This window comes from Paenibacillus amylolyticus (assembly GCF_001570725.1).
Classification (GTDB): domain Bacteria; phylum Bacillota; class Bacilli; order Paenibacillales; family Paenibacillaceae; genus Paenibacillus; species Paenibacillus amylolyticus_A.
Genome location: NZ_BCNV01000001.1, coordinates 72,252 through 97,544, shown reverse-complemented (window position 1 = coordinate 97,544; position 25,293 = coordinate 72,252). Strand labels below are relative to the sequence as shown.

Here is a 25,293-nt window from a genome sequence, read left to right as displayed (position 1 = left end):
CTTCACTCCAATCCGTTCGATGATTGAGATATCGCAGCAGCAATCTGCAGGGCTTCCTTCCCGGTACCAATCTTGTACCCGGATGCCGAATACCGAATTTGATGCTGTGTATCCAGCACGAACAGATGCGGATAACCCGCTTCGTGGGCCGCAGGCTTTGAAATGAAATCCGACAAGGAAGCATAACTGGAATCTCGTACAAAAACCGTGCGTACAGGCAGCTTTGGATAACCAGCAGGGTCAAAGGCAGCGTTCCATTCCACATCTCCGATGATGAGTACGATGGGTATACCCAGCTTATCCAGTGGCCCTGCCAGCTCGCAAAGTTCACGAAGCAGATGTTTGGTAGGTTCACGCTCCGGTTCAATCCAGGCAGCAATGGCACCCTCCGATCCCAGAAGTTCCTCCAGCTCTACTTCTGAACCATTCAGACGGGTCAGTATACTTCCTGGTGCAAGTTTACCCAGTACAGGAATATCAACCTCAGTCTCGCGATAAGTCAATACAACCTCCGTTGTATCTCCGGTGTTCACGGTAAAGTAAACGAAGCGCACTTTTACCGTTCCATCTTTCAGGCGAATGCCTGTCGTTAAGCGATAAGCGCCTGGTTCAACCTCATATGGCTCGCTATAGACATCCGTACTGCCATAAGGATAAATCAACGTCTTGTAGATGCCACCTTCCAGACGGGCAAACGAGAAATTTTCGAAATAAGATGCTTCAGGTGTATCCTGCGGAGCCTTTATATCCTTACGAAGTTGGAGCATTCCCCAGCTTGTGCTCTCCTGAGTTTGAGTTGATGTGAGACTAAACGCATCCTCCCAGCCTCTGTCACTTAGGTACTGTGGTTTCTGTGCACTCGGATGTAATCGTGCCGGAATACCCAAACTGCGGCATACGGCCACAAACAAAATATCCAGCGACTGAGCGTCCCCCTTCATCAGACTAAACGTCCCGATCGGATTCCCCTTGCCTTTTAGATTAGGAAGATCTTCATAGTATTCGTATTCCTGTTCCAGCATTTGGAGAAGCATCGCAGGATTTTCCCTAAACGCTGCTGCTTTGTCAGCCGAAAAGGCATTCTGGAATACGCCTCGATAAGGAACCAGCATCTCATAGGAAATCCGCGGACATAGGATGTATCTCACGAAAGTATCTTCAGACCATGATCCTTGCTGTGAGAGTGCACCGACTAGATGATCATCCAGCGTCTGGCGAAAGGTATCAATTAAATCTTTTTCATTCATCGACTCCAGCAACCGGAGCGGCCATTCACCGTATGAATTGGACCGTTCCTCTAGGAATGCTGCAATTTCACGACTATTCCCCCTTGCTTTCTCGAGAATAGCCCATACACGTACTGAGGGCAGTCCAACCACTTTAGCCAGCGAGACCGCTTCCTCCTCACTCAGGAATGTCTTCTCATACTCGCTCCGGGTCTTCGCCCCTTCCTCCAGACGACGATTGTGAATCCGGATCTTCTCTTCCGGTAATGCAATTACAACCTCCCCCTCCCCTTCCGGAGGAGGAACCATATCAAAATCTGTGATCCCTGTGAGCTGCTCTGACGAGTCCAATACAAGCTCTACAAGCTCGCTTTCCTGAGCCTTGAATAGGATTTCACTCCACTTGCCGCCACTGACCGCACGAATCAAAAGGTCACCATAACCTGTCTTAAAAGCAGCTTCCCCTTGTGCGTCCGTGCTAATTTCGGCAATCGGATAGAATTCAGCCGAATTGTACAACTCAAAGCGGACACTCGCTCCGGGTACAGGCTCTCCCTGCTCATTTTTCACCTTCACACCAATGACCCGCGTCGGCGCATAATTCTCAAGCAAATTGATTTCAGTAAATCCCTTCTCGGAGAGCGTAATATCCTCTGGTCCGGGATAGTCGGCATAGATCCTCGTATTAATCAGCATGGCCCTGCGGGCTGGTGGGCTGAACCACCCTTGATTCAGACGGGCTTCCGGCTCGCATGCCCCGATGTAATACCATTGACCATCTGCCCAGGCTTCCACCCAAGCATGATTGCTGTCACCGTGAGCCCAGCGCGGCGTATAGACCTGACGGGCAGGTATGCCGATGCTGCGAAGAGCGGCCACTGCCAGCGTGGATTCTTCGCCGCATCGTCCGCGAGCATTACGGATCATCGTCAGCGGCGATATCGTGCGCAGATCGCTGCCGATATAGGTCGCTTTTTCATGACACCAGTAATTGGTTTCCAAAATGGCATCGGTCATGGATAACTTCTCTGTCCGCTCGGCTAATTCGTCATACATCAAGCCGCGAAAATCTTCAATATTTTCTGTATTTATCCGATAGGGTAACACAAAATGAAGGAACAGATGATCGGGAACGCGATCTCCCCAAGGCACACGTTTGCGGGTGTCCAAAGCCCGGCGCACATGACTCAAGAACAGGTCCCCGTTATAATCAGCCATGTCGTTTACCGGCATGTAGGCATACACATACTTCAATGCCCAGGTCTCTTCTTCGGTTAGGTTCTGTTGAAAAATATCAAACAACTCCGATTTGCGGGCCTCTGCAAAACGCACCTTCTCCTGGAACTTCTGCTCGATCCTCTCCAATGACTGTGCATCAAGGGAAAATACCAAGGTTTGGCTGGTCATTGTCCTCTCACTCCTTCCACAGCTTTCCGTCTTCCCGAATACAGATTAAGGTAGCGCCGTCCGAGGAAGGCGTACTAATCTGGAATAGGCTACGGGTTGTTTCAATTACAGGCTGGCAAATCAATGACTCCTCACCCATAAGCAGCTTCAAATTCTGTGTAAATTCACCATGGGTTTCATAATAATTGCGTTCTCGGTAATAGAGCCTGCGAAGCTCCCATTTAATTCGCTCGTCTTCCGGCATCTCAAATGACTGATTGGTTCCGTCATCCGAGAATACGACATAGCCCCACAACTCCGGGTAATGCATGTTGATAATGCCCATAGGTGACCACACCCAGTTGTCTTCCGGATAAGGTTTGCCCGTATCTGGATTCAGCACCTTGCGGTACTCGTCGCCCTGCACCTCGGTCTGCCACTCCACGCGTGAGAAGTTGACGCGCCAGAACTCACCCGGCGCAGGCGGACGTTTTCCTTCGGCGCACTCCTGTAGACTGGTCCAGGGAATTGCGACCTCGATGCTCCATTTTCGGTTATCGGCTCCAGGTGTGTTCAGCTCCCCATCGATATGTACAGCTGTCTTAAGACCGCTGATATCCCACCCATTGACCGGAGGTCCGCCATCCCGATACGGCTTCACCAATAGCAGGTCCCATACCGTATTGAGTGCATTGATCTCGAACTCATAATATTGATGGGAATCCCCATCGGGATCGATAAAAATCTCAAAGTCATTGTCATAGAAAATAACGGAATCACGCTCGGTCAACGTAGCCCATATCTGATCTTCAATCAGCTCGGCAGCAAAGTAGAAATAGTCGTCATCCCACAGCATTTTGACCCGTGTCTGTTTCCCTGGCTTCGGACGAAGATCCCCTTCGATATCAACGAAATCATCCGTCCAAGGGGCCGCATCCCAAAATGCCTTATCCACACGGCCGTCTAAGACCAGCGGTTCCTGCGCACGATTGCATATATAATGTTTGGGAGCATACTCAATCCTGGGTTCCGGCACTCCACTTCTGTTCATGTCGCTCTCTCCAATTCGTAAGGGAGGGCATGCATCTATCAGCACACACCCTCCCCGTAATGGTTAGTTATGGGTGACAACGGCTCCAGCGCCGCCGTACATTTCCAGCTCCTCATCGAATTCGAGCTTAAGAACGGTCACCTGTTCATGCGTATCCTCCGGGGTCATCTTGATCCACGTTGTACCTGGGATATTGAACCAAGGCACGCCCCCATGAATCTCATGATGAAGCTCTTTGCCCGAATGCAGCACGGTAATTTTCTTGATCGGATTGCAGAGACCTTTGATGCACACATTCTCTTTTGGCTTGTCATACACAAATAGGTACAATGACTTTCTGTCCTCTGATACGGTGCTTCCCCCCAAATAATAGCGAGGCATAATCCCTTCTCCCGTCCCGAAAACAGCCTCCTCATGGATCCGAATCCATGCTCCCAGCCCAAGCAGGATGTCCTCCTGCCTCTGATCGATGGTCCCGTCTTCACGCGGGCCGATATCCAGTAACATATTTCCGCCCATCGAAATACAATCACAGAACATTCGAATGATCTGATTAAGTGATTTATATTTATGATCTGTTGGCACATAACCCCAAGATGTGTTGATCGTGGTACAGAATTCCCAGGGTCCCTCTGGTCTTGTAATCGGAATGCCCTGCTCAGGCGTCTTGTAATCTCCATAACCCTGCAGACGGGAGTTGATGATGATATCCGGGTTGAAGGATTGCAGGTAATGCTTGAAGTCCGGCAGATTCCACTGCTGGGCACTTCGTTCCCAGTCCCCATCGAACCACAGCAGATCCACTTTTCCGTAATTGGTCAAAATCTCTTCCAGTTGATGGTTATTGAATTGCAGGAACTTTTGCCATTTCTCCTGATCCTGAACGCCGTCCACAGGACTTGAATGCCGGTTGACACTGCTGAGGTCCTCCGGTACTTTTCCAGCTTCATATACGCTGGGATAATCCGGGTGTGACCAATCGATCAGCGAAAAGTACATCCCCAGATGAATGCCCTTCTCCCGAATCGCTTCTGCATATTCCCTCACGATATCCCGATTCGCGGGTGTCTGTTTGACGACATTGAGGTCACTATACTGCGTATCCCATAGAGCAACACCATCATGATGCTTCGTTGTCAGCACGGCATAGCGGGCTCCAGACTTTTCAATCAAATCCGCCCACTTCTCCGCATTGAATGCCGATGCCGTAAACCCATCCAACTGCTTCATATATTCATCATAGGAGACCCTTCCATTATAGAAAGACCAGGATTCCGCAACCCCGTCTACAGCATAGATGCCATAGTGAATGAATATCCCCAGTTTAGCTTCTTCAAACCATTTCTGCATATCTGCCCACACCCTCCCCTGAGAATTCATATATGAGAAAAATCATTGAACCTAATCATTGTCCTTCTTCATGGGATATATATTGATAGACTTTTTTATTGGCCGGTATTCCAGCGGTCATATGCCCCCTGATACAGTTCGATGATACGGTCGCTGCCCATTTTCTTCAGCTGTGCAATGTACTTATCCCAGTTCTCAAGCGGTTCCTGGCCGGTCACGAACTTCGCTTCCATCTGCTTAACGTACGTATCCAGATCAGACAGTAAGGCCGTCGCTTCGCTTTGCTCTTCATTCGTCAGATACACGTTAGGAAATGGAGCTTTTCCGATAGGCACCAACTTCTCTTGATTCTGCTGGTCAATCCACTCATCAAATTCGGTACGAAGCCCTTTCGCTACCTCCGGATCATTAATGCCCGGTGTCAAGATACCAAAGTTCGGCGTGATTTTACCCCGGTATTCCTCACGATCACCGCCGCCAGGAACAGGGAGCCACTCTTTGACATGATTTTCCTTGTCTTTGAATTGCCACAGCACGCCTTCAGGACCTTGATTGAACAGGGTCGCTCCTTCGTAACTGTATATATAGTCGATCCAGCGCATCGTCGCCTCAGGGGACGGGTTGCTGCTCGTAATAGCAAAGGTACCGCGAGCCGACATCCCCGGATGCTTGCCATATACAGGAGAGTCTGCAACCTCGCTCTTCACGGGCGTCATCAGCGGATGTTCCGTGCTAGGTTCACCTCCGAGCGTGAAGTACGGATGGTAATCGTTGAACAGCGCAAGTTTGTTACTTTCACCTTTTGCTTTCTTCTGATCGCCTGTTTGTGAGAAGGTCTCATGATCCAGCAAATCTTCCTTCCACAAGCGGTTCATGAATGTCAGATAACCCTTATAGCCTTCTTCTTGATAAGGATAGTGAACTTTTCCGTCTTTATCGGAATAGATCCCTTCGTTGTACATTCCCCAGAAGCCGAAGAAAAACATGCGAAGATCATCCAGTTTTACAGAAGTAAGCGGAATTTCATCTTGCTGGCCATTGCCATTAGGGTCTTCTTCTTTGACACGCTTAAGATACGTATACAATTCTTCCGTAGTCTTGGGCTCATCTACATTAAGCGCCTTTAGGAATTCCCCGTTGTACCACATCGGGCCTCTGTACCACACAGCTGCCGTGTCAATGAATGGTAGTGCATACATATGCCCATCAGGCGTTGTAAATGATTTACGGACATCCGGGTTCTCATCGAGGATCTTTTTGATATTGGGTGCATAACCTTCGTCAATGTATTTTTCCAATGGGATCAGAATCCCCTGGCTGCCATAAGTTACTTGCTCCGCTGGTTTGAGATCTGCAGCATAGAACATATCCGGCAAGTCCCCGCTCGCGAAAACCAGATTTTTCTTCGTTTCAAAGCTGTCGATCGGTGAAAGCTGGTATTCCAGCTTGATGCCCGACAGTTTCTCCATTTCTTGCAGCACAGGCATCGTGCTCCAGTCGGCTACACCCGCATCCTGGGACATAACCTTCAACGTTAGCGTTTCGTCTACAATGGGGAAGCCTTCTTTTTTGACCCCCTCAACCTTGGAGGTTGAGCTTCCGTCTTCATTGGTTGAACCACAAGCTGCAAGCAATGTTGCGAATAAGGTGAGACAGAGTGTAATGGATGAAGCCTTGTGAAGCTTTTTCATGACAACAACTCCCCTTGTTTAATGTGGTATATGGATTAAGATCATCCCTTAACGGAACCGATCATAACACCCTGGACAAAGTAACGTTGGAGAAATGGATATACCGCAATGACCGGTAGTGTGGCAACAATAATGACGGCATATTTAACCAACGCAGCAATCTCCGCTTTGGTATTCATCGCCGTTGCTGATGAGGTATCAATCGCGCCTCCCCCTTGAGCCGCCATTTCCTGAAGCACCAGAATCTGGCGCAGAAAGAGCTGCAACGGATACTTGGAGGAATCGTTCAGATAGATCATGGCACTGAAATAGCTGTTCCAGTGTCCCACTCCGTAGAAAAGCGCCATCACTGCAATGATTGGCATGGAAAGCGGGAGCACGATTTTGATGAACAACCGGGTGTTGGTACACCCATCAATATGTGCCGCTTCCTGCAGTTCCTTGGGAATGGTCGATTGGAAGAACGTACGGCATACGATAATATTCCAGATGGATGCAGCTCCTGGCAGAATAAGTGCCCACATGCTGTTGACCATGCCAAGATCCTTAACCAGCAAGTAACTCGGGACAAGCCCTCCGCTGAAGAACATCGTTACCATAAACATTGCCATGAAGAAACCTCGTCCCACAAAATCCGAGCGACTAAGCGCATAGGCTGCTGGTAGCGTGACAATCAGGTTGACGATCGTACCTACGACGGTGTAGATGACTGTATTTTTGTACCCGATCCAGATGTTGGTGTTCTCAAACACCCGGGCATAGCCTTCAAACGTTATTCCTTTTGGAAGCAGCCACATTTCACCGGAGCTTACGTATTTGGGATCACTGATTGAAGCACTGATGATGTATAGCAGCGGATACAACACAATGACGAGCGCTATCGTCAGATAGATGTAATTGCACAATAAGAATACTTTATCGCTTCTGCTTTCTTTCACTGCGGTTGACATGTGTTTTCCCCTCCTTTTACCACAGGCTGTTTTCACTGGTGCGGCGTGCAATCTGATTCACGGTAATAAGCAGAATCGCATTAACTACGGAGTTGAACAATCCCACCGCCGTAGAGAAACTGTACTGCGCATCGACCAGACCGGACCGATAGACAAATGTTGAGATGACGTCTGACGAGCCCATGTTCAGCGGATTTTGCAGCAGCAGGATTTTCTCGAATCCGACGCCCAGAATACTGCCCATATTCAGAATTAACAAGATGGTGATCGTAGGGATGATCGCTGGAATGTTAATATGTAAAATCCGTTTAAACCGGCTCGCACCATCCACCACAGCCGCTTCATGGAGTTGGGGGTCCACACCCGATAGAGCGGCAAGGTATATAATGGTTCCCCAGCCTGCACTTTGCCAGACTCCTGACAGCACATACACTGTCTTGAACCACGCAGGGTCCGTCAGAAATTGAGGTGCCTGAAATCCAAGGGCCTCCACCAAATTAACAATCATGCCTGACGAGGGTGACAAAAAGGTAATGATCATCCCCGACATCACGACGACCGAAATGAAATGTGGTGCATACGTGACGGTCTGCACGGTACGCTTGAAGAAGGAATCCTTTACTTCATTGAAAGCTAACGCAAGAATGATCGGCAGCGGAAATCCTATAGCCAGCTCATACAAGCTGATGCTAAGGGTATTCCATAGTAGATCCCAAAAATAATAGGAATTGAAGAAACGGATGAAATGATCGAATCCGACCCATGGGCTTCCCGTGACACCAAGTGTAGGGATAAAGTTTTTGAAAGCGATTTGTATGCCATACATCGGACCATAATGGAATATCAGAAAGTATAGAAAGGCTGGTGCGATAAACAGATACAACTCCCAGTTCCGAATCATCCTTCTCCATAATTTATTTTTCTTGCTGTTCGGAATCGTGTTTACCGCTAAGTTTTGCGACAAGGCGGGCTTCCCATTTGGCTGCATCAGTTGTTTCCTCCTTTTCTAATGAAAATCCGGCCTTCCCACTCATTTGGTAACGCTTACATACCGAGTTTATGGTTCATTTGCGAATCCGTAAATATGCCATTTTCAATCTTCACTTCTAAAATCACGGAAAATACTGTTAAAACGGGGGTTTAGACGTTTGTTTCCAGCTTGTCATTGTCATTTGGGGGATGTAAAACATGTAGAATTTGACTCATTCCCTCCTACAGATGTCATTTGGAGTTTCATCATATGGACTTGGAAAGATGTAAAATCTAAACGGAGGATAAAAAACAGGCCTTAAGTAAAAACCCACATATACTTATCGAACATGGTATTCATGTCTTAAAGCATCATAATCCAGGGTAAGACGATGAAACGCCAAACTAAAATGTAATATTATCTACCATATACATATCGCATATTACAAGCCCGTAATTGCTTGCCTTTATTCTATAATTCTCCTCTCTCTTTCGTATATATGTTGTTTTTATCTTTGCCTACAGGATGCATAAATGCTTGTAAACATTGGATATACGGAGCCGAATATGTAGTTTTTGCGCAAGGCATAGCAGCCAATATTCTTAAGATTTTTGGGAAAAGCCTATAAAAAAAACCACTCGGGTAACTCGAATTGGCTTTATAACCTAAACAAATATTGCTTTCACTCTTCGAATACGAGAGTTTTTTTTGTTAGTTAACATGACACAATATAACTTATTACACTTCATATGATGTAACTTAATATATCACACTAAAGAATAGTAGTTATCTTGCAACTTGACCGAGATGAATTCGCTCCACCCTTCTTCCCGTCTCAATCACCAGGAGCCGTCCGCATTCTTAGCCGTTGAAAGCCTAGGCACAGCTTTTCACCTCAACTAAAAAACCCACCCTCCATGCACGCATGAAGGGTGGGTTTAAGTTAAGCTATATTCTGTTCAGAAGAATTGATTACTTCCCAGAAGGCTGAGCTTCTGCCGTATAGCCTGTTGGGATATCCGCTTCTGCAGTCACATTTGTAATGACCATTGGATACATCATGTCCGGATCAGGTTGAATAATGGAATAGAGTACGATGGCACGTCCATCCTTCTCCAATTTTACATCATCAATCTTCAATCCATAACCAGGGTGAGGCATTTCAGCACTGAGTTTAACTTTGGTTGTTTTGTCATCAACCTTCGTCGTTGTCACTTCAGGTACAATCGCTTGCTGGCCTTCACCTGGATTGGTTGGAGCTGGCTCTGCTGAGCCGCCGTTGCCGTGTTTATCCACAAATTCAAGTGCATTGAAGATCATGCTTGCAGCCTCCATACGGGTAAGCGACTGATCTGGACGGAAGTTACCGTCCTTATCCAGTTCAATGATGTTCATGTTCAGCAAGTTCTGGACTGCAGATATGGCGTCCTTACCGATTTTATTTTCGTCCTTAACAAGATTATACTTCATGATGACCGGATAAGTCCCAGTTGTGTTAATACCTTCATGAAGCAAAATAACAAATTGCTCGCGTGTCATCTTGCCTTGGGGATTCAATTCTACCGGAATGGACAATCCGTTTTGCGTAGCCGCTTGAACAGCATCAGCATACCACGTGTCTGGACTAATTTTATCCTGAGCGGAAGATGCAGCGTATGCATTTTTCAGACCAAATGCATTCACAATCAGTTGAACACCCTGAGGCTCGGACAATGCAAGATCTGGACGGAACAGATCCGCCGTTACTCCGTTAACAATACCTTTTGATTTCAAAGAATCCACAACCGACTTCTGTCCTTCATCCTTCACATCTGAAAAAGCGAGTACCGATGCACCTCCTGCTGTCAAAGAAACGCAGAGCGCAAGTGTTGCAGCCAATCCTTTTTTATGTTTCATTTCCTGGCACCTCCATATGATTAGTAAAGCCTATTTTTTACCTCTTCATTCCTACAGACGGGATACCCTTGGAAAATGTTTCAGTAATTTCGACAAATGGTGAATACAGCACAGGAACACGGCATACATCTCTTCTCCGAAGCCGATAATGTAACCCACTTGCTTTCTGCTAAGTGGCTTCGTTGACATTGATTCGGATTAGCGCAAAAATAAGAATAGAGAAATCCATCGGATGACGGATAAACTGCAAACCGGATCGCATACAGTAAGAGGGCACGACGCGCTAATAACAGGTGTCGGCCCTTTTCTTGACTCCACCTGCTGAACTGACTTCACCTATACCAAAAGGAGAACAACGCTTATGTCCAAGAAAGGATTACTTCGCGGTTATGTTGTGTCCAACTGGCCTGTCTATCTGGTTGCTGTTCTTCTAATTATTGCCTCCAATATCGGGCAGGCATCCTTGCCCCGCATACTGGGCAGTTTCACGGACCAGTTGATGCAGAATACGCTTCAGATGCAGACCGTCGTAAGGTACAGCCTGTCCCTTCTGGCTATTGCCATCGGGTATAATCTGCTGTTTGGTACCGGGCAGTTCATGATTATGAAGCTCGGTCGACGCTTTGAATTCATGACGCGTGAGCGTATATTCAGTAAGTTTTCCGAACTTAGTGAGCATTATTTCTCCAAACAGGGAAACGGAAAACTGCTCAGTTATGTCATGAATGACGTGACTTCCGTCCGTGAAGCCATATCCAACGGTGTGACACTCATGACCAATGCCACCTTCCTGCTACTGTCCTGCATAGTCATGATGCTGCTTAGCGGGATTCCATTGACGCTCATTTTGATCAGTGTTGTACCCTTACTGGCGATTCCATTTCTGGTCGTGTTTTTCGGTCCACGGATTCGCAAACGCTCTCGTGACGTACAGGAAGCTCTTGCAACCATGACGGAATCCGCAGAAGAACAGTTGGGTGGCATTCGCGTAACCAAGACGTTTGCTATTGAAGACAGTGCCCGCGCACGCTTTGGAACCACCGTCGATGCGATCAAGAGCAAACAGCTTCGGCTCGTTCGTCTGTCTTCCTTGTTTCAAGCATTGCTCCCGCTGCTGGGAGCCATCTCATTGGTCGTTTCTCTGCTTGTCGGAGGTATTATGACCATGCAGAATTCCATCACACTCGGAAGTTTTGTCGCCTTAACCTTATATCTGCGCATCATCATGGGACCACTTCAACAGATCGGTAATGTCATTAATACCGTTCAGCGCTCGGGCGCATCCCTGGAGCGAGTGAATGACCTGCTGAGCGAAATAGCAGATGTGCGTGAGCTTCCTGAAGCTACAGCACTCCAAACCGTACAAGAGATCACCATGGAGAATCTAACCTTCTCCTATCCTGGCAATTCATCTCCTGCTCTCAAAAACATTCAACTGAATATCCGTGCCGGGCGAACGGTTGGTATTGTAGGCAAGACCGGCTCAGGGAAAAGCACCCTCGTTAAGCTATTGCTGCGTACATATGAAGCACCTGAAGGAACAATCCGCATCAATGGTTCAGACATTCGGCAATTGTCCCTTGAAAGCCTGAGATCACGCATCGCCTACGTCCCTCAGGATGGATTCCTGTTTAGCACCACCATCCGGGATAACATCGCATTTAGCGACCGGGAAGCATCGCTGGAGACAGTCGAGCATAGTGCGCGCCAAGCTATGATCTATGACAATATTGTCCGTTTTCCCGACCGCTTCAATACCCTACTTGGCGAACGAGGACTTACGCTATCTGGAGGACAACGGCAACGTACAAGTCTGGCGAGGGGATTGATCAAACAGGCGCAGCTTCTCATCCTCGATGACAGCATGAGCGCGGTTGATGCCGTCACAGAAAGTGGGATTCTGCGCAGCCTGCGTGAGATCGGCAAAGGCAAGACCACATTAATCATTTCTCACCGCATCAGCGCGGTCCGTCATGCGGACCATATTATCGTTCTAGATGAAGGGCGAGTCGCTGAACAGGGAACACATGCTCAGCTTATGGCTGCCAAGGGGTTATATGCAGCAACCTACCGTTTGCAGGAGGAGGGATTACATCATGTCTAACGCTAACGCTGAACTTCGCCCAGATGAAGAGGCCGATCAGAGTAAACGAACTTCGTTTAAGGCCATGATGGCATACGCCAAACCGCATAAATGGGCTTTTGCCGGTATCTTCTTCTGCTCACTGCTTGGCATATCGGCAGATCTGCTGCAACCCTATCTGGTGAAGATCGCCATCGATGATCATCTGGCCGTAGGCCAGACCAGTGTCGGCTTTCTCGTTCAACTCGCAGCCATCTTTCTCGGGCTGGCTGTCATCAGTTTTATTTTTACCTATATCCAGAATAATCTGTTGCAGCACGTGGGACAGAACATTGTATCCCGGATCCGAAAGGACCTGTTCAAGCATATCTCCAAAATGTCCATGTCCTTCTTTGACCGTTTTCATATCGGAAGTCTGGTCACGAACGTATCCAGTGATACGGAGACCATCAGTAGCTTCTTCACTCAGGTGCTACTCAGTCTGATTCGGGATGGCATGATGCTGGTGCTCATTATCGTCTTTATGTTCCAGCTTGATCCGGTTCTGGCGAGTTACTCTCTAATCGTTCTGCCTGTCATTGCGGTTGTTGCGGTATTATTCCGTAGTCGACTGCGAAAAGCATATCAAAATGCGCGGACGCGTCTTTCCCGCTTGATTGCTTTTACGGCGGAAAACCTGTCCGGTATGTTCTTAATTCAAGCTTTTCACCAGGAAGAAGAACAGAAGAAACGTTTCTCGGAACAGAATGCGCTCCATCTGAAAGCCAACATCGCTCAAGCCCGCTCCAATGTCATCTTCAACCGGACGTTTGATATCCTTGGCAATGCGGCACTGGTCATGATGGTTTGGCTTGGAGGTCGCGCCGTACTGGGTGAGTCCCTGCAAGTTGGGGTACTGTACGCGTTTATCAGCTATATTCGCCAATTCTTTCAACCGATTAACCAGATTACGATGCAGTGGAATACATTCCAGTCTACTACCGTTTCGATGGATCGCATCTGGAACATTCTGAATACGCGACCGGAAGTTGCCGATCCCACACCCAAACTCGCATCGTCACTGGAACCTCAGAGTGTAATGGGCCAGATTGATTTTAATGATGTGTCGTTTGGTTATCGGGTAGACCGGCCCTTGATCCAACAGATGAACCTGCACCTCTATCCGGGTGAAATGGTAGGTATCGTGGGCACAACAGGCGCTGGCAAAAGTACACTGATCTCCCTGCTCAACCGCTTCTATGATGTAGACAAGGGCAGTATTGAGATTGATGGTACCGATATCCGGCATCTGCCGCAGGCTAAGCTTCATCGGATCGTGGGTCTGATTCAACAGGAACCCTTTCTCTTCTCCGGCTCCATCATTGATAATGTGAGAATGTTTCGTGAGGATATTACGCGAGAGCAGGCGATTGAGGCCTGCCGGTTTGTCGGAGCACATACGATGATTTCACGTTTGCCGCAAGGGTATGATACGCATCTATCCGAACGAGGAAGCGGTCTTTCTGCCGGGGAGCGGCAGTTGATCTCATTTGCCCGAATCGTGGTGTTCCAACCTCGAGTGCTCATTCTGGATGAAGCAACGGCCAATCTGGACTCACACACCGAACAACTTGTGCAGCAGGCGCTGGAATCAGTATCCCAGGGACGCACAACCATCGTCATTGCCCATCGCCTGTCTACGGTGATGCATGCTGATCGAATTCTGGTGATGGAGAATGGTGAGATTGTGGAGGAAGGCCCACACCAGGAACTGATCGCAGCCAAAGGCGTGTATGCCGACTTGTACACCCATGCACGTGATGCAGGTAAAAATTCAGCTATATCAGGGTAATGAAACCTGAGTTATATTAAATGTAGAACGTTGAACATGCCGCTCTGCTTATGCAGGCGGCACGTTTGGCATAGCGAGCAGCAATGTTAATTAGGAGGAGGATCTATGCAACAACCTGAAACACCCAAGCGTAACCATCAGCAAATTCCTTACCGACGCAGCACGGCTCTATGGAAAGGGAGCCTTTGCTTCCTGTTCCTTCTCTTATGTGTAAGCCTGCTCTGGATTATCGTAGATGGACAAGCCGAACGACTGGAGACCATATACTATTCCATCGCAGCTGTACTGGGTATGTGGTTGATCGGTCCGTTGTTCTTCATGTTCCTGTCTCGACTAACCAGAACCCCCGCTGTTTTGTTGTCTTGGGATGATGAGTCTATAAGTACTGGCAAACGGAGGATTCCATGGAGCCGGATTCGCAAAATCGAACACGCCTCACCTGCCCGCAGCAAGTGGCTCCTGTCCGCTTCTCCCATGATCGTTCTGTTCCTAAAGGACGGCACACGGTCTCATATTCAGACGGATCATCTGTTCAACAAAAAAGAGCTGAACCAAGCAGTGACTTTGCTTCAGGAGACTTTGCAGGAACAGCAGCAAAATGGTTGAGTATCGGGATGGATGAGGACAAGCTTCAAGCTTCCCACACATCATTGTGATTTCTCTACACCTATGGACAGGCTAACTTTGTAATTTCCGTAAGGCAGCAATGCTTCCAGCAGTTGACCAAGCTGCTCTGTGGTGCCAGTTTGCACCCGCATCAGATAGCAGCCTTCTCCGCTGACCCGGTGGACTTCAACGATGTCCTTACGTTCAGCGATAAATGTACGAAAAGCGGCATGTCTGTCGCCGGAGTTCAAGAAAACCGTGACAAAGGCCTGAAGGCCGAGCCCCAGGCGTTCCGGATTCCATTTTACCGTATAGCTCTGAATTACACCCAGATCTTGCAGCTTGCGCACTCTTGCACCAACGGCCTGTCCTGTGAGGTGAACCTCTTCACCGATCTCTTTGTGAGAACGTTTGGCATCCTGAATCAGGATCTGTAAAATGCGTATATCTGTATCATCTATCATTTCATTCATCTTGAATCAGCAATCCTTTCACGGTGAAATTAGTGTGGCCTAATTCCATTCATCATGTTATGTACGACATTAAACGGGTTGTATACCATATAGGGTAATACTATTCAACAACCCGAAGGAGTGCAAATATAATGAAAATTCAATTGATTCGCCATGCTACACTCTGGCTTGAATACGGAGGGCTGAACATCCTCGTTGATCCCATGTTGATGGACGCTGATGTCATGCCTGCATTTCCAAACACACCGAATGAGTTACGTAATCCAAGCATCGGTCTGCCTGAAACCGAAACGGATTATCTGCATCCGGATCTGTTAATTGTCACACATACCCATCTGGACCATTGGGATGAAGCAGCTGCGAAACAACTTGGCAAGGACATTCCTCTAATCTGCCAGCCTGGGGACGAGAACGTATTTCTGGCAGCCGGATTCACGGATGTAACGCCTGTAAATGAGAAGCATGAGCATCACTCTGTCCGATTTGCCCGTACATCGGGACAGCACGGCACAGGTGAAATCGGCAAACGTATGGGCAACGTATCCGGTTTCGTACTTGAAGCAGATGCAGAACCTGTCACCTATATTGCTGGGGATACCGTCTGGTGTGAAGAACCTGCTGAGGCCATCCGCCAATATTCGCCTGAAGTCATTGTCGTGAATGCCGGCGGTGCACGCTTCGTGGAAGGTGATCCCATTACGATGGACGGGCCTGACGTTGTCGCCGTGAAGCGCCATGCGCCGTCTGCTCATGTCATCGCTGTGCACATGGATGTGATTAACCATTGTGTGGTGTCTCGCACGGATCTTGCTACTTATCTGGCATCCGAGCAGTTGGATGGTCAGGTGCTCATTCCGCGCGACGGCGAAAGTTTTGAGTTTTGAAGCGGAAGCTAAGCGGAAGATAAATAACCTTTCACACAGGTGGGTGGATTGTAACGAACTCAGCACACGTTATTTCCTCACTGGGCACGCTTTTCCGGAGATTCATCCGTCTTTTTGCCAGGATAACGTGTCTCCGAATCGTTAAATTTCGAATATAACGATAATCGGCACGATAAGGTGTCCTAGATTCGTTACGAAAAAAAGCTGGATGCGATGAACTCGCACCCAGCTTTTTTGATTGAAGGAACACGCTGAGCCGCTGGCTTCCCTCTCAGGCATCATGCCTGCCATTGCGCTCCCACGTATCCCATCCCTTTTTTCTTAATCCATTACTGCACTTTCAATCGGATTACGTTCCATGATGCTTTCGCCAAGCTCGCCGTAATCAGGGTATCAGATACAACTGCACCCCCACGATTATGAGGAGCGACGCGGTTCGGTTGTGCGGCGGTATTCGTTGCTTTGAGATCATCACTTTCCAGCACGATATGTTCGATCACGGTACACTTCCCGAAGCTGCGCAGGTCCACTTCGAGCGGAAGGGATTCTTCCAGATGGCGGTTGACTGCAAATACGGTCACTTCACCTTGCTCTTCGTTATGAACCGCAATAGCTTCCAGATAAGGAACATCTGTGATTTGTTTGGTATCGTATTTTGGAGACTGGATCAATGGCACCAATGCTGTTCCACGTCCGAAGAGGGACGTATGCATGAATGGATAGAAGATCGTCTGTCTCCACGAGCCACCGCCCGTATCTGTCATGATTGGTGCAATTACGTTAACCAGTTGTGCCAAACATGCCATTTTAACCCGATCCGCATGTTTCAGCATGCTGATAAGCATACAGCCGACAAGCAGTGCATCCTCGTGGTTGTAGATATCCTCCAGCTGTGGTGGAGCAATCTGCCACGGGTCCATCTTCGAATCATTTTCATTGGAGTGATACCATACATTCCACTCGTCAAAGGAAAGATACATCGTCTTCTTACTGCGCTTCTTCGCTTTGATGTAATCACAGGTCGCCTTCACGGTGTCGATAAAACGATCCATTTCAAGCGAGCGTGCCAGGAAGGTTGGCGTATCTTGCTCCTGGTTGCCGTAGTACTGATGCAGAGACAGATACTCCACGTGATCATACGTATGATCCAGCACCGTTGCTTCCCATTCCGGGAACGACGGCATATTCAGGTTCGAACTTCCGCAGGCTACCAGCTCAATCGTCGGGTCCGTCCACTTCATGACTTTTGCCGCTTCAACAGCTAACCGTCCATACTCATCTGCCGTTTTGTGACCAATCTGCCACGGACCATCCATCTCGTTACCCAGACACCATGTTTTGATGGCATGAGGCTGCTTGTATCCATGCTTGATGCGAAGATCACTATAGTACGAACCTTCCGGATGGTTGCTGTATTCCACAATGTTACGTGCTGCATCCGTACCGCGTGTTCCCAGATTGACCGCCATCATCACTTCGGAATTGGCTTGTTTCGCCCAATCCACGAATTCGTTGAAGCCAAATTCATTGGTCTCAATCGTTCTCCAGGCGAGTTCCAACCTGCGTTTGCGTTCAGACACCGGTCCAACCGAATCTTCCCAATTGTAACCGGATACAAAGTTACCCCCAGGATAACGTACAATCGGTACTTGCAGCTCCTTCACCATCTCCAGCACATCCGTGCGAAAACCCTGTTCGTTCGCAGATGGGTGTCCAGGCTCATATATTCCACCGTACACGGCACGTCCGAGATGCTCAATGAATGAACCGTATAAACGCTTATCAACTACTCCAATTGTAAAATCTTTGTCTACCGTCATTTTTGCTTTTTCCATAATGAATTTCAACTCCTTAAGATTAATATAAAAATTAATTGATATTCTATGGATCAACGTTCATATTTATATTAAAATCGATTATAGCGTTAATTTCAACAGGAATTTTGCTAAATGTTATTCTTTTCACTGAATTTATGTTTAACTTAATTCTATACACGAAAATGGAGGAACACTTGTGATTAGAGCAAATACCGATGCCGAATGGCTACCCCTATATGAAGCACTTGCCAGTGAAGTCCGTCTACAGATCATCCGCCTCGTTGCAGAGACTCCGATGAATGTGAAAGACCTCGCTGCTTCACTCGGTTTGAGTAGTGCTATCGTAACCATGCATGTCCGTAAACTTCAGGATGTTGGCATTATTCAGTCCAAAATGATACGCAAAGACGGCGGCACACATAAAATGAACAGCCTTGCTGTAGACTGGATTGGCATCTCCATGCCTCAGGAAACCGGCACATCCCGCAAGCTCCATGAGGTTTCTGTACCAGTGGGGCACTACACTCATTTTGATGTCTATCCCACATGTGGTCTGGCTACATCTACTCAGGTCATTGGACAATACGACGACCCTCGTTATTTCCTCGACCCCGAGCGCATGCACGCCCATATTCTATGGTTTGGCCGTGGATTCGTGGAGTACAAAATTCCAAACTATATCTTATCCGGACAACAGATCAATGCCATTGAATTATCACTCGAAATAGGGTCAGAAGCCCCTTCGGTTAATCCGAATTGGCCCTCGGATATTACATTCATGCTTAATGGCATCCGATTGGGGGAGTGGACAAGCCCCGGAGATTCAGGCAACGGACGCGGCATGTTCACCCCGGAATGGTGGAGTGACAGTGTCAATCAATACGGCATGCTCAAGGTGCTGCGAATTACGAATGAAGGTACGTTTATTGATGGACAGCACTTGTCCGAGATCACACTCGCGGATATTCCGGTGGAACGAAACCAGTGGACCTTGCGTCTCTCCGTGGAAGAAGATGCCCAGCATGTAGGCGGTCTTACCTTGTATGGTGAGGGATTCGGTAACTACAACCAGGATATCCTGTTCCGACTGTATTATCAGGATTGAGTTTATCGGAATAATAAATATCACAAAAACACCTTCCACTTGCCTGTCAAAGGCAGAATGGAAGGTGTTTTGTATAAATATGAACATTTGCAGAATATCGTAGAGGGTACTTGTACTAACCTACAGTGCACTACCCCCGAACAGGAAGCGATACTCCCAATGTTTGCCTGAGATATCACTAGTCGTTACACCACCGCCAGCGTTGGAATATGTGTGTAATACTTTGCCGTCGCCCAGGTAAATCCCTGTGTGCGTAATGGTTGCAGTGGATTTATTCACGCCCGAATACGATGATGCAGAACTGCCCTTATAAGACATGAAATACATCAGATCGCCGCGTTTCAGGTTTTTCCAGTTGGTCTGAACCGCACCCTTTTCTTTTACATAGGCTCCCTGTTTGCGGGAATCCGCTGGAAACTTGATGCCAAGTGCATCGATAAAGGCCTGACGTACAAAGCTGGAACAGTCAAAAGTAGCTGTGCTGCTACGACTAGCTCCGAATTCATACGGTGTCCCCCAATATTTCATCCCCGCCGCAATCACTTTTTCCACAGCCGCATTGCCAGTAACCGATGTACCACTATCTGAACCTGAGCCGCTTGTGCTGCCACTAACAGCTTGTGTGTATTTGGATGAAGAAGATATGTAGCCTGTCCGGTTAGCAGAATCCTTAATCTTGTACCAATCCGAACCGGATTTCTGAAGTACCGTTACCGTTTCCCCTTTAGCGACCATGCGAACAACCTTCGCAGAAGAAGTAGGTGATGTGCGTAGGTTTACGCCCCAGATTACTTTTACTTGTGAATTGTCAACAGCAGCTGCCGATACCTGTGCCGTTAGTGCTCCTGTCGTCAGACTTCCCATCAGCATCGTTGCTGTGACACTTGCCGTAATAATGGTTTTCTTCCAGTTCATGATGTCGAGTTCCCCCTGATGTTACAGAATTTTAACCTGGCTTGGTTCTCCCGGGCTTGCCCCATTGTAAACGGGCTATCCATAACGTTCATCAGTCGAAAGTCCTGTATTGATATAGGCACACTTGAGCACTAAGTATCAGGGTCTATCCTTCATCTGCTGGTAAAAAACACTGCCGATTCCTTCTTTTTCAAAGGTTAAATTATTGTAACTATTTGATGTACTTCATTTTTCTGCGGTATAAGAGCTAGGTAAATTCTCATCCAGGACATGCGTCATAAGAACTAGGTTTTAATGTTTAAAATCGCAAATATGGTAAACATTACTATGGTTCATTTACCGATTACGGTTCCCCGTGTTCACATTTTTGCTTCCACCCTCGATACTGATTGATTTGCCAGCAGTGTCGGTCACATTATTTCGAATCTCATTGTTGCTCGACGCAGTGGTACGGATGCCAATCCCGGAAAACCCAGCGTTCGTCGTCATCTCGTTACCAATGAGCTTGTTGTTGTTGGCATTAGCCAGTCGAATGATTGCATCGGGTTTCAGTGCTGCGTTTCGTTGGAAAATGGTATTGCTGGTGAATGTATTGTTGTTCGATTCAACCAGAATAGCCTGCAAGGATGCATTAATAATCGTGTTTTCGTATACCTGGTTGCCTGTCGCACCCGTTAGTACAAAGATTCCACGCGGATAATTCTCAATCACATTGTTATTAATCGTGTTGTTGGCGCCTTCATTGGGAATGCGAATACCTGCGTATCCATCCGTTTGATGAGTTTTATTAATAATCTGATTCCCGGATACTGTTGTGAAGGTTGCACGTGACAGATTGATGCCACTGCCCCCGCCTGAGTTGGTAATTTGGTTATTCATAATTTTGACATTCGTGAACTCACCTGCCGGATAACTCTCGTGTCCTGTCGCAATGGCATGTCCATTATTCCGGTCAAAACGGCTATTGATAATCTCCGAATCCTTCGTTCTGCGAAGCAGTGCACCAATCGTTGTATCCCGAATCTCCATGCGGTCCAATGTGAGGTGAGATACAGCCATATCCATAATGATGCCGCCTACCTGACTCTCACCACGGGCCTCGCGATTCGTACGATCTGCATCAATCGTGATATCCGATAATTTGATGTTGAGGCGTGGATCATTGTTGCGCAGAATCGGGTTACCAATCACATATTGGCCTGCCGAACCGGTTTTCTTAAATATCGTTTGGCCTATTCCGTCACCGGACAGACTTACTCCTGCATATAGACGAATGGATTCGTCTACCAGATAGGTTCCTTTTGGAAAATGAATCGTTCCCTCTACGCCCCGGTCATAGAAATACTTCAATGCATTTTGAATTTCCTTCGTTTGTGAAGATTTGGAGTTGACCTTCACACCTAAGTCCGTGGCCTTAATGACGCTACCCGCTGCTTCAGCGACGTGGATCCCTCCTGTAAAATCCTGAAGTACAAACGTAATAACCATGGCAAGTAACAAGCTGATTCGAATCTTTTTTCCAAAAACATTAAACATACTCAACCTTCCTCTCATTTAAAATAGTTGAATTAATTACATAATTACCCTTTATATTCTTCGGTCAAGATCGTTCAAATTTTAAGTATTTTCATAAAAAAAGAAAAAGCCAGGGATTTCTCCCCGGCTTAACCTGTATCGTTCATATCATTCCTACGACTGGTCGAACAGCTCGCTTAAGGTTCAATTCCCCATACTTTGGCGCCATCCTGGTAAGCTGTCACTTTCGTCCAGGCACTGAAGGCCGTTTTGGTGGAATCAAAGGAATAATCATTGGTTTGATCAAAATTCGTCCAGTTGTTTTTCGAAAAACGTCCCTGGATAACTCCGGTCTCGGCACCCGCAGCCAAGCTGCCAGCACCCGGTTTAAAACTAATCTCCAGATACGTATCTGCCGTGCCCTTGGCCGGATCTACGGAAACAAAATGCCCTTCCACGTTACCGCTACCAATCTGTGCATAATCACACCAGAAACTCAGATCAGCGGCACTGTCCTTCGTGAAATAATACCGGACCTTCACTTTGCTCAAGTCCACAGCAGTTGTACCCGTGTTCTTCACATTGAACTGTGGAGTAATCGCATTGCCCGAAGTTCCTGAACTACCATTACGGTATTGTACTTCAAGCGTTCCCGTTGTGACTGGAGGTGCTAATGGTGTCAACACCAATACATTCGAATTCGTCTGACCACTCGTATTGATAGCAACGACTCTGTAATTGTAAGCTGTACCATTCACCGCTGTAGCATCGGTATACGTCAGTGCGGTCAACCCTGTCGCCAGATCCGCATATGCTCCGCTGCCTACCGAACGTTGTACCTTATAACTTGCTGCTCCAGTCGATGCTGTCCATGTCAGTACCGCCTGGGCATTACCAGCCGTTCCAGTAAGGTTGAATACGCCTGGCACAACAACACCTGCCAGCGGTGTTGCAGATGCCTGTGTTGACGGTGTGGACTCACCTACAGCATTCACCGCAGTAATCACATAATAATATGTTGTGCCATTGGTCAAGCCTGTGTCCGTGAATGTTGATCCTGTGACCCCTGTCGCTACAGGCGTATAAGGACCACCGTTCACTTCTGCACGTTTCACGGTATACGAGGCTGCACCAGCAGCTGCATTCCAATTCAGAACCACTTGCTCGCTTCCTCCAGTTGCTGTTACGCCAGCAGGAGCAGCGGGTATTTCCACTTCCGGACTATCAGCATCGCCGAGGAGACGATCATACTCGCCGTATGCTGTAGCCATATCCACCTGTGACCAGAAACGGTGATACGTAAAGGTTGGTGCGCCATTTTCCCATGTTTTCGTTGTCGGATTATACGACGTTTTGTACAGATTATCCAGGTAAGCCCATGCTGGATCTTGCTTGATTGCTGGACGCAGATCGGAGTATCCAATGTATACGCCATTGCCGCCTTTTGCCGGATCGGAAGGTACACCTGCTGTACCAGGAATCGTATTGCCCTGACCGAACGTTCCTGACCAGTTCGCAGGAATGTAGATCTCTTTTGCGAAGAAGCGGAAGTAGTCTTTACGCACTTCTTCCGTTACAATCCCCACGCCATCATTGTAATCCCACGCCGTATCCAGCAGTGTCTCAGCCAGATCCTTCGCTTCCTGACCTTTGGCACTGAGCGTTCCATTCTCTGCCTGGGTTCCTGCGGCAAAGAAGGTCAGCGCCTTAATGTAACTTCCCAGTACCCCTGTGTCCTGTGCAGGATCTTTGGTGACCACACGGAAGTTCGGATTTTCCGTGAAGGAACTGAAGCCATTCCATTTATCCGGTTGACCTTGCCACTCCTGACTGCCTGGAATCCAGAACTCTCCTGGGGCTGGTGTTGTCGCTACCTGTGCATTCAGACCACCAAGAATCCGCCCGCCTGCTGCGTTCAGATAGTACCCTTGGGCATCCGTCACTGGACGCTCATCCACAAATACATAATCCTTGGACCAGTCGATCCACTTGGTAATGACTTTTTTGGCCATCTGGAAGTTCTCGGAACTCAGATCCCCGCTCTCGGCAAGAATATAATACATCTCGGCTACACGTTCCAGCGACCATGCTTGGAATCCAAACCATGTGTTCGAATCAGGATCACGATATACAGGAGCCTCCTGATATGCCATGTCATAGAATGTGCTCACCCCAGCCGGATAGGCTTTGTATGAACCGTCCAGACTGTTCGTTGCGCCCCCGCCGATCGCTCCTTCATGGGATTGTAACCATGTGTAGAACTCCAGCTGGCGCTTCAAGGATGCATTCCAGTCTGCCTTGGCTGTAGCTGATTTCGGAATCAAGCCACCTGCCGGATCAGACAAGGCGTATGCCGCGACCGGATTCTGATAGGCCTGATGCGTATGGCTCGCACCAATCCGCCAAGCCCAATCCCCACCTTGACCCAAGCCACCGCCCCATGACGTATACCAGGCCATGAGATACATGTTGGAATCCTTACCTGTACCCGGGGTTGGTGTACCATTCTTCGCACTGCCGATCTTCTGGAAGTACTTGTCGTGCATACCATATCGCAGATAGTCACCCATCTTCTTGGCCTTATCCAGATACGCCGTATTGGTGTATCCCATCTCCTTCGCCCAGTACAACACCTGTACTGCACGTGCATCGGCATCGGTTGCATTTGTATAACGCCACTGCGCTGATGGTGCTTGCGTTTCTTTCGTGAACAGGCTCATGAAGCCCTCGTTCGGCTTACCAAATGTTTTATTATCCTGAGACGGATGCGGAATGGCTTCCCACACCGACTCCTGCTCTCCACGCTGGAACGTATTCACATAGGCAGCCGTATGAGATGGATTCAACAGGTTTCCATATCCGTACCAATTATCCACGTCCAGCAACCAGTGCATCAGATAGGTCTGATTGTTCCCGTAAGCTGCTTTGAATTCCGCATCCAGCGGGTCCTTTCCTGCTGCATATTGTCCATTAATCGCCGATGGATATTGATCCGGGAATGGTTTTTCCGCTGCATAAGTGGCAGGGCTATTCGGATTGTAAGAACTCATGGTAGGCTGCTCTTCCTTGCCATCGCCTTCATTGACCGGAATAATGTATTTTTCCATGCTATCCCATGCCGCTTCCAGTTTGGACCAATCCCCCGTATAGTGACCGTACATCGTCTCTAGCCATAGCCAGTAACTGTACGCCTCTGATGTCGTCATGTGCCCATAATCCGGTGCCTCGCTGAGCAGCGTTTCAATGGAGTGATACGGAATGCCCTCTGGAGAAAAATATCCGTTCGCCGGATCTTTTAACTGATCATACAATTGCAAAAACCGGGCTTCATTAATGCTGTCTGACTGAATCTCGATGGCCTGATCTGCGGCATGTGCCGTTTGCGGCCCTGCCCAGAGTCCGGTGTATCCGGTCAACATGACGGTTCCCGCCAGCATGGCTGTTAAACTTTTTTTCGCAGCTGATTTCAACATGAATATATACCTCCCTGGAATAGTGGAAATTAAATATAAACGCTGTTGCTGTTGGTCTGCCCATGCTGTTC

Annotated in this window: 17 protein-coding genes; 5 read left to right on the top strand and 12 right to left on the bottom strand. The window is 47.9% G+C overall.

Annotated elements, in window-relative coordinates; all coding sequences use genetic code 11:
* Positions 1-2: 2 nt before the first annotated feature.
* From PAHA3_RS00380 to PAHA3_RS00350, 7 genes are all read right to left on the bottom strand, one after another.
* Entirely contained in the window at positions 3-2,633 is a 2,631-nt protein-coding gene (locus PAHA3_RS00380) for a transglutaminase domain-containing protein (RefSeq protein ID WP_062832978.1), read from the bottom strand.
* A gap of 7 nt (positions 2,634-2,640) precedes the next feature.
* A complete protein-coding gene (locus tag PAHA3_RS00375; RefSeq protein ID WP_062832977.1) occupies positions 2,641-3,663 on the bottom strand; it encodes a carbohydrate-binding family 9-like protein in 1,023 nt (340 codons plus the stop codon).
* 63 nt (positions 3,664-3,726) lie between these two features.
* Entirely contained in the window at positions 3,727-5,013 is a 1,287-nt protein-coding gene (locus tag PAHA3_RS00370; protein ID WP_062832976.1) for an alpha-L-fucosidase, read from the bottom strand.
* Between the two features lie 95 nt (positions 5,014-5,108).
* Positions 5,109-6,704 carry an extracellular solute-binding protein gene (locus tag PAHA3_RS00365; protein WP_062832975.1) on the bottom strand — a complete coding sequence of 532 codons (1,596 nt, stop codon included), beginning with the start codon at positions 6,702-6,704 and terminating at the stop codon, positions 5,109-5,111.
* Between the two features lie 41 nt (positions 6,705-6,745).
* On the bottom strand, positions 6,746-7,654 hold the full coding sequence (locus PAHA3_RS00360) for a carbohydrate ABC transporter permease (RefSeq protein ID WP_062832974.1): 909 nt from the start codon (positions 7,652-7,654) through the stop codon (positions 6,746-6,748).
* A gap of 16 nt (positions 7,655-7,670) precedes the next feature.
* Entirely contained in the window at positions 7,671-8,642 is a 972-nt protein-coding gene (locus tag PAHA3_RS00355; RefSeq protein WP_062832973.1) for an ABC transporter permease, read from the bottom strand.
* 954 nt (positions 8,643-9,596) lie between these two features.
* Positions 9,597-10,520 (bottom strand): S-layer homology domain-containing protein, encoded by a 924-nt coding sequence (locus PAHA3_RS00350; RefSeq protein WP_062832972.1) that lies wholly within the window; start codon positions 10,518-10,520, stop codon positions 9,597-9,599.
* A 361-nt stretch (positions 10,521-10,881) separates the two neighbouring features.
* Here PAHA3_RS00350 and PAHA3_RS00345 point away from each other — a divergent pair, with 361 nt between their 5' ends.
* The 3 genes from PAHA3_RS00345 (at position 10,882) to PAHA3_RS00335 (ending at position 15,040) form a co-directional block, all read left to right on the top strand.
* The gene (locus tag PAHA3_RS00345) at positions 10,882-12,624 is read left to right on the top strand and encodes an ABC transporter ATP-binding protein (RefSeq protein WP_062832971.1); all 1,743 of its coding nucleotides are present in this window, start codon (positions 10,882-10,884) and stop codon (positions 12,622-12,624) included.
* A complete protein-coding gene (locus tag PAHA3_RS00340) occupies positions 12,617-14,434 on the top strand; it encodes an ABC transporter ATP-binding protein (protein ID WP_062832970.1) in 1,818 nt (605 codons plus the stop codon). Before PAHA3_RS00345 ends, PAHA3_RS00340 begins: the two co-directional genes overlap by 8 nt.
* A 105-nt stretch (positions 14,435-14,539) precedes the next feature.
* The gene (locus PAHA3_RS00335) at positions 14,540-15,040 is read left to right on the top strand and encodes a hypothetical protein (protein WP_062832969.1); all 501 of its coding nucleotides are present in this window, start codon (positions 14,540-14,542) and stop codon (positions 15,038-15,040) included.
* A gap of 41 nt (positions 15,041-15,081) precedes the next feature.
* On the opposite strand, the gene PAHA3_RS00330 is transcribed toward PAHA3_RS00335, so the two are convergent.
* Positions 15,082-15,513, bottom strand: coding sequence for an Lrp/AsnC family transcriptional regulator (locus PAHA3_RS00330; RefSeq protein ID WP_062832968.1), 432 nt, complete (start codon positions 15,511-15,513; stop codon positions 15,082-15,084).
* A 131-nt stretch (positions 15,514-15,644) separates the two neighbouring features.
* On the opposite strand from PAHA3_RS00330, the gene PAHA3_RS00325 reads away from it, so the two are divergent.
* Positions 15,645-16,397, top strand: coding sequence for an MBL fold metallo-hydrolase (locus PAHA3_RS00325; protein WP_062832967.1), 753 nt, complete (start codon positions 15,645-15,647; stop codon positions 16,395-16,397).
* A 329-nt stretch (positions 16,398-16,726) separates the two neighbouring features.
* Here PAHA3_RS00325 and arfA read toward each other — a convergent pair whose 3' ends face one another.
* Positions 16,727-18,232, bottom strand: a complete 1,506-nt coding sequence (arfA, locus tag PAHA3_RS00320; RefSeq protein WP_062832966.1) for an arabinosylfuranosidase ArfA — start codon at positions 18,230-18,232, stop codon at positions 16,727-16,729.
* Between the two features lie 178 nt (positions 18,233-18,410).
* Here arfA and PAHA3_RS00315 point away from each other — a divergent pair, with 178 nt between their 5' ends.
* Positions 18,411-19,319 carry an ArsR/SmtB family transcription factor gene (locus PAHA3_RS00315; protein WP_082762671.1) on the top strand — a complete coding sequence of 303 codons (909 nt, stop codon included), beginning with the start codon at positions 18,411-18,413 and terminating at the stop codon, positions 19,317-19,319.
* A gap of 120 nt (positions 19,320-19,439) precedes the next feature.
* On the opposite strand, the gene PAHA3_RS00310 is transcribed toward PAHA3_RS00315, so the two are convergent.
* The 3 genes from PAHA3_RS00310 to PAHA3_RS00300 form a co-directional block, all read right to left on the bottom strand.
* Complete coding sequence (locus tag PAHA3_RS00310) at positions 19,440-20,234, bottom strand: C40 family peptidase (protein WP_062832965.1); 795 nt, start codon at positions 20,232-20,234, stop codon at positions 19,440-19,442.
* 336 nt (positions 20,235-20,570) lie between these two features.
* A complete protein-coding gene (locus tag PAHA3_RS00305) occupies positions 20,571-21,770 on the bottom strand; it encodes a right-handed parallel beta-helix repeat-containing protein (RefSeq protein WP_062832964.1) in 1,200 nt (399 codons plus the stop codon).
* A 176-nt stretch (positions 21,771-21,946) separates the two neighbouring features.
* Positions 21,947-25,222, bottom strand: coding sequence for a glycoside hydrolase family 48 protein (locus PAHA3_RS00300; protein ID WP_062832963.1), 3,276 nt, complete (start codon positions 25,220-25,222; stop codon positions 21,947-21,949).
* Positions 25,223-25,293 lie beyond the last annotated feature (71 nt).